We start from the raw sequence: 5,198 nt of genomic DNA, 5'->3' as shown, positions 1-5,198 counted from the left end.
TGCCGTCCGCGCCGACGGCCACGAATATCACGATGCACTGACTGCGCATCGTGGGGGTACCGCCTCTTGGGTCGCCCGAGGACACCACTGTACGGATGTGCATCGATGACCGTCCGGTGTAGACGATGGTCGCCTCCACTTCCACCATGTCGCCACTGTTGACGGGGTCGGCAAAGTGGATGTTACCCACATAGGCGGTCACACAGTAAGACTTGGACCAGCCGACGGCGGCGGCGTAGGCTGCCTTGTCCACCCACTCCAGCACCGTGCCGGCATCCACCGAGCCGCTGTGCCCGACGTCGGTGGGGGCGGCAAGGAAACGAAGGGTCACGGAGTTGGCGGCAGTCTCACTCATGAAACGAGTTTATTGAAGTGGCAGACCGTCCAAACGCGGGGAAGTCTCATACGCTGTTCCTCCCGTCATAATCGCCAGGCCACGTGACGGAATGTGGATGTCCGGAGCCAGGGTTGGGACCAACTATCCGAGGCTCTGACTCCATGAGAGTCCTCTTTCACGAATCAATCCCCAATGAGGCCGGTTCAGGGCGTGAATGGGCCTTGCAGGACTCGGAGCGCGAGGTCAGCGTCACCTTCGATGATTGCGGTTTCCGCGAGGTTGGAACGGCCCCAGAGGCCGAGGTACATATCGTGCACTGAGGCGGTAATCGATGCCGTAGCGGGCCCTTGGCCCAGTGTCCAGCCGGGGGCCCCGGGTACGTGGAAGGCCACGGCTTCTTCCGAGTGTGGCATGCGCTTCAGCCGGAGCTGGCGTGGGGTGAACATTGCCAGGACTTCGTCGATTCCGTCGAGCATGAAGTCCTCCCCGAGAGCGGGGGCCTCCAGATCTGACGCTTGGCAGGCGTCGACGAGGTGGATGGCGTGTTCGTGTGCCTGGCGCCGAAGCCAGAATCCGGCCTTCCGCGGGGGTGGGCCAAAGTTCCAGCACGGTGTCTCGGGATCGAGGGCCGCCATTGCCTTGAGGAAGGTGTCCGCCCCTTCAAGGAACCATGCTGCCGGGCCCCTGGCCGGCGCGTGCGGTTCCTCGACGAAGTTCCCCTCAAGAACCACTTGAGCTGCCCACCGTTCGATTGCACCGAGGTGCCCGAAAAGCCCGTCGAGGGTCCAGCCCGGACAGCCAGGAACAGAACGGGTCAGTATTTCGTCCGTCTGGCGCGCAAGAGCGCTGAGACGGTCGAGGTAGCTGGCCAGCTCGGGAAGGTAACGATCGGGCCCCATGAGTTGAGCATAACGGACCGCCAGAAAAGCCAGCTCCAGGGTTCAGGGGCGGCGCTGGCTCATTGGGCGAGGGCCCTGTGATTGAATGACCGATGCACGGCCATGGCTGTCACTCGGAACGGGATGCCGAACCAAAATCCACTTTCGGGCACTTTCCAGGAGAATCGGGTCAGGCGGGTAGACCGGGCCGCCGTGCAAGTCTAAAAAGGGGTGGACGCAGCATAGCTGCGTCCACCCGAGGTGTAGTGGTTGGGCTAGTTGCCGTGGCCGTGACCGGTTTCAGTGACGGTGATGGCGAAGTTGGTGTCGAGTTTTACGGTGGCGTGGGTGCCGTCGGCCTTGGTGATGTGGGCCTCGTAGGCGGCGTTGCCGTCGTCCTCGGTGGTCGTGTTCTCGACAGTGGCGCCGGCGTTGGCAGCCAGTACGGCGGCCTCGACTTTCGTTGCCGTGTCGCCGGTTAGATCGGTTTCGTTGCCGTGGTGGCGGCCGCCACCGCCGACCTCGGTGGCGGTGATCGCGAAGTTGGTGTCGAGTTTGACCGTGGCGTGGGTGCCATCCGCCTTGGTGATGTGGGCTTCGTAGGCGGCGCTGCCGTCGTCCTCGGTGGTCGTCCTGTCGACGGTGGCGCCGGCGTTGGCCGCCAGGACCGCGTCCTTGACCTTCGTGGCTGTATCACCAGTAAGGGCCATTTCGTTCCCCGCCCTGCCGTCCGTGGCGGATCCTGGGGGGCTCGCTGTGGCTGTGGCTGTGGCTGTGGCGGCGCTGGCGGGCAGTGCCATGGCGGTGAGGGCGCCTCCGCCCACGAGAGCGCCGATCAGAGTGGCGCCTGCCGCGATTTTCTGGACCTTGTTCAAGATTGTGCTCCCTGGATTCGGCTCCGGCGGGTTCGAAGTTGTTTCTATCGTCGAACCGGACCCTGTCGGACCACCATCACTTGGCTGTGCGTGGACTGTGAGTGCATTCGGCGGCGGGCCGATACCAAACCGCGGTTTTGTCCGCTCTGAAAAGCGTTGCAAAAGACCCCGCCGACGACCGTGACACCGCGCCGAAGTGGTCGTCGATTTCGCCGGCAGGGGGGCGGGCTCAGGGCGATACGAACTTGTCGACGGCCATGGACGCCGCGTGCCCGCGTCGCACTATCTCTTCCGGGATGTCGGCGCCAGAGATGGCCAGGCCTTCGCAGTACACCTGGAAGCATAGGGGCTCCAGGCGGTAGAGCTCGCCCCGGCCATAGTTCCCTGGTTGACCCAGCCAGCCAGCAGTTGGCCCAGATCGAAGCCGGCACAGGCTCCCCCGAACAGCCCCCAGCCGATGAGCGCGAAGTTGGTGGATCCGCCCCGGACATGTCCGGTGCTTTCGACCGGGAGATTTTGCGGACGGGCGGCGCCGTGGGCAGGCAGAACCGGAAGGGCGAGCATCTCGTCGGCCAGTTCATAGGACCGGTCGGCCAAGGAGCGAAGGCCGGCGATTAGGCGCCGATCCGCGGATTGGGCCACGGCCGGGACCCGCCACAGATCTTCGCCACGAATGCCAGACATGAAAATCATAGTGGCCCCGTCCAGGTAGAACCCCAATCTGGCGGCGTCCCTTGCCGCGGATATGGCCGGGCCGAGATTCTTTACATCGCTGCTGCCAGTTCGGAGGCATAGACTTCGGCCTCCGTGCGCCACCGGTAATGGTGCGCCAGTTCTTCCCGGAATTGGAGGGGAACCTGCTCGATGCCGCTCCATAGAAGCGGGGACTGGACGAGCTTGACAACCATACCGAAGCCTGAGGCCGCCGAATCGTGGCCATTGACAGCACCGGAGGCGGTACGCACCGTTCCTTCGACCCGCCAAAGGCCGCCCGTGGTCATGTTGAACAACGGAAACGAGATCTCCGTAGCCCTTTATGACTCATGTCAATGCTTCCACAGCTCGAGAATCCCTGCCACACATTGCAGACCTTCTGGCCCGCGCCTTTGGGAGCATGAGATCAGCCATCAAGGCAGGGTCCATCCCGGGCCTCAGGGCCTCGCACTACCGGGTGATGTCGCTGATTCCCAAGGATGGGATCCGGCTGACCGAGTTGGCCGAGCGCGCCGCCGTCACCAAAGCCGGAATCGGCCAATTCATGAAGTATTTGGAACGGGGAGGTTATGTTGGCATCGCTCCAGATCCTGCCGACAAGCGAGCCAAGGTAGTGACATTGACGGCGGCAGGAAGCGCCGCCGTGGACCTTTCGCGACACATCATCGCCGAAACCGAGCGGAGCTGGTCCGAGGCGCTAGGGGCCGAACGCTACCGGGAGCTTCGCCGCTCACTGTCCGAGTTAGCTTCCCTGACCACGGGCAACGGCAGATGAAACGTGTCCACAGGCTTCAGCGTACTTGCCTGAAAGAATGGGACTCCTTGAGGGGGCCTGCGGCCGGCTGCCTCCAGTTCGTACCCAGAACATGGGCACTCGCGTAGGATGACGGCAGGGTTCGACGACGAGGACAAGGATGCCCATGGCAACCGTTAATTGGGGAGCAGCCGGCACCAGGGAAAACCCGTGGACACTGAAGACTCCGCCGGGGACGTCTGAGTACACGATGTACCGCGACGAAGGTCCCGACCCGCAAGAGCTGGTCTGCACCGTGGGCAAGACGGTGTTGAAGTACCAGTTGCGGATTGTTGGCGAGCTGCACGCCATGCTCCGCGACCGCGGCGACTGGGTGGAACTCGGCAGCGCGGACGAACAGAAATCCGCCAAGGACGGCACGGTGGAGTCGTGGGGTCGGGCCATTACGAATCCCGTGGGTGGTTGGTATGGGCTCAAAAAGGGATATCGCGGCAGGGTCGGCATGTACCTACCTCCGCTTCTGGAAGCGCTGGGTCTTGCAGAGCTCGAACACAACCCGCGGAACAACCGCATGCGGGCGATCTAGCGCGGCACTGCTGCGAGGTCAGTGACCAGGCCGTCCTGATGGATCGGGTGTCGGGGCAGCGGGACTTGACCGTGATGTGCCAGTCAGGTCTCGATGACGAAGCCACTCTCAGACCGGCCGTCGCGGCCCCGGTAAAAAGATGTTGCTAGTGATCTGTGCGGGAATCGCGTGTTAATGGACCGAAACGGCTCTGCGGATGCTTCGCGCGTCACGGTCCAGGCAAGCTCCTAGCAGGAGCTGAAGGCTCGTGCTGTCGACTACGGACGCACTGAGAAGCCGGCCGCCTTCGGTGCCCCCTTACCCCCGGTGGTTACCGAAGTGTGCGATTCCTTGCCCATGGTCCCTTCGGTTGATTCCTTGCCCATGGTCCCTTCGGTTAAGGGGTTACTGGGCCTGAGTTCAGTCTGAGGCACGCGCAGTGATTGTCATGGTGCCTGATTGCATCGACGGCCACCCCACGTTTACCCCACGCCAATGTCGCGGTCTGCGAGGAATCCAGGAATACCTCTACACGCAGTACATCGGCATCCCCGACCCCCCCCACGCGGATCAGCACGCAGGCTAGCCGGCGACGGCAGGTTTGCACTGCTGGGCCGCTAACCTCTGTATGTTGATGTGGTTATTGGAGGTGTGTGTTTCGTCAACTTTAAGTAGGCCATTTCAGCGCTAAGAATCAGGCCACCTCGGCACCGTTTCCAGCCATTTGGGCTGGTTGCCTATTTCATCAGGGCATGCTTGACCCTGTAGGACTCGCCGCGGAACTGAAGGAGGCGCCCGTGATGGATGATGCGGTCGATGACGGCAGCTGCCATGTTGTCATCACCGAACACCGTTCCCCACCGGGAAACTCCAAATTCGTGGTGATAATCAGACTCCGTTTTTCGTAGCCATCGGCGATGACTTGGAACAATAACCGGGCGCCTTCGTTGTCGATCGGAAGGTATCCAAATTCGTCGATCTATGCGGATATCCGCATAGATTGATCTATGCCGAGCCGGTAACTATGCCGAGGTGCTGGGAACGCGGGCACCAGAAGAGGCCCTGCCACTGGGGT

7 protein-coding genes and 1 pseudogene are annotated in these 5,198 nt (G+C 62.5%); 2 read left to right on the top strand and 6 right to left on the bottom strand.

From position 1 onward, the window contains the following. The 5 genes from QMG52_RS21385 to QMG52_RS21365 form a co-directional block, all read right to left on the bottom strand. Positions 1-355 (bottom strand): acyl-CoA thioesterase (locus QMG52_RS21385; RefSeq protein WP_283562418.1); only part of this gene is annotated, 355 nt, incomplete at its 3' end. Between the two features lie 185 nt (positions 356-540). Beyond that, on the bottom strand, positions 541-1,236 hold the full coding sequence (locus QMG52_RS21380) for a maleylpyruvate isomerase family mycothiol-dependent enzyme (RefSeq protein WP_283562417.1): 696 nt from the start codon (positions 1,234-1,236) through the stop codon (positions 541-543). Positions 1,237-1,490: 254 nt separating this feature from the next. Next, positions 1,491-2,090: a hypothetical protein gene (locus QMG52_RS21375; protein ID WP_283562416.1), complete on the bottom strand. Its 600-nt coding sequence runs from the start codon at positions 2,088-2,090 to the stop codon at positions 1,491-1,493. A gap of 282 nt (positions 2,091-2,372) precedes the next feature. Further along, a complete protein-coding gene (locus QMG52_RS21370; protein ID WP_283562415.1) occupies positions 2,373-2,774 on the bottom strand; it encodes a hypothetical protein in 402 nt (133 codons plus the stop codon). A gap of 80 nt (positions 2,775-2,854) precedes the next feature. Beyond that, positions 2,855-2,998 carry a hypothetical protein gene (locus QMG52_RS21365; protein WP_283562414.1) on the bottom strand — a complete coding sequence of 48 codons (144 nt, stop codon included), beginning with the start codon at positions 2,996-2,998 and terminating at the stop codon, positions 2,855-2,857. A gap of 206 nt (positions 2,999-3,204) precedes the next feature. Here QMG52_RS21365 and QMG52_RS21360 point away from each other — a divergent pair, with 206 nt between their 5' ends. Both QMG52_RS21360 and QMG52_RS21355 read left to right on the top strand, forming a co-directional pair. Next, positions 3,205-3,579, top strand: coding sequence for a MarR family winged helix-turn-helix transcriptional regulator (locus QMG52_RS21360; protein WP_283562413.1), 375 nt, complete (start codon positions 3,205-3,207; stop codon positions 3,577-3,579). A 145-nt stretch (positions 3,580-3,724) separates the two neighbouring features. Beyond that, positions 3,725-4,144 carry a DUF6855 family protein gene (locus QMG52_RS21355; RefSeq protein ID WP_283562412.1) on the top strand — a complete coding sequence of 140 codons (420 nt, stop codon included), beginning with the start codon at positions 3,725-3,727 and terminating at the stop codon, positions 4,142-4,144. A gap of 716 nt (positions 4,145-4,860) precedes the next feature. Here the strand turns inward: QMG52_RS21355 and QMG52_RS21350 are convergent. Further along, a pseudogene (locus QMG52_RS21350) lies at positions 4,861-5,102 on the bottom strand (ATP-binding protein); the annotation flags it as partial. Positions 5,103-5,198 lie beyond the last annotated feature (96 nt).

It is taken from the genome of Paenarthrobacter sp. PH39-S1 (assembly GCF_030063245.1).
In the GTDB taxonomy this organism is placed as follows: domain Bacteria; phylum Actinomycetota; class Actinomycetes; order Actinomycetales; family Micrococcaceae; genus Arthrobacter_M.
This window is presented reverse-complemented; position numbering and strand designations above follow the sequence as displayed.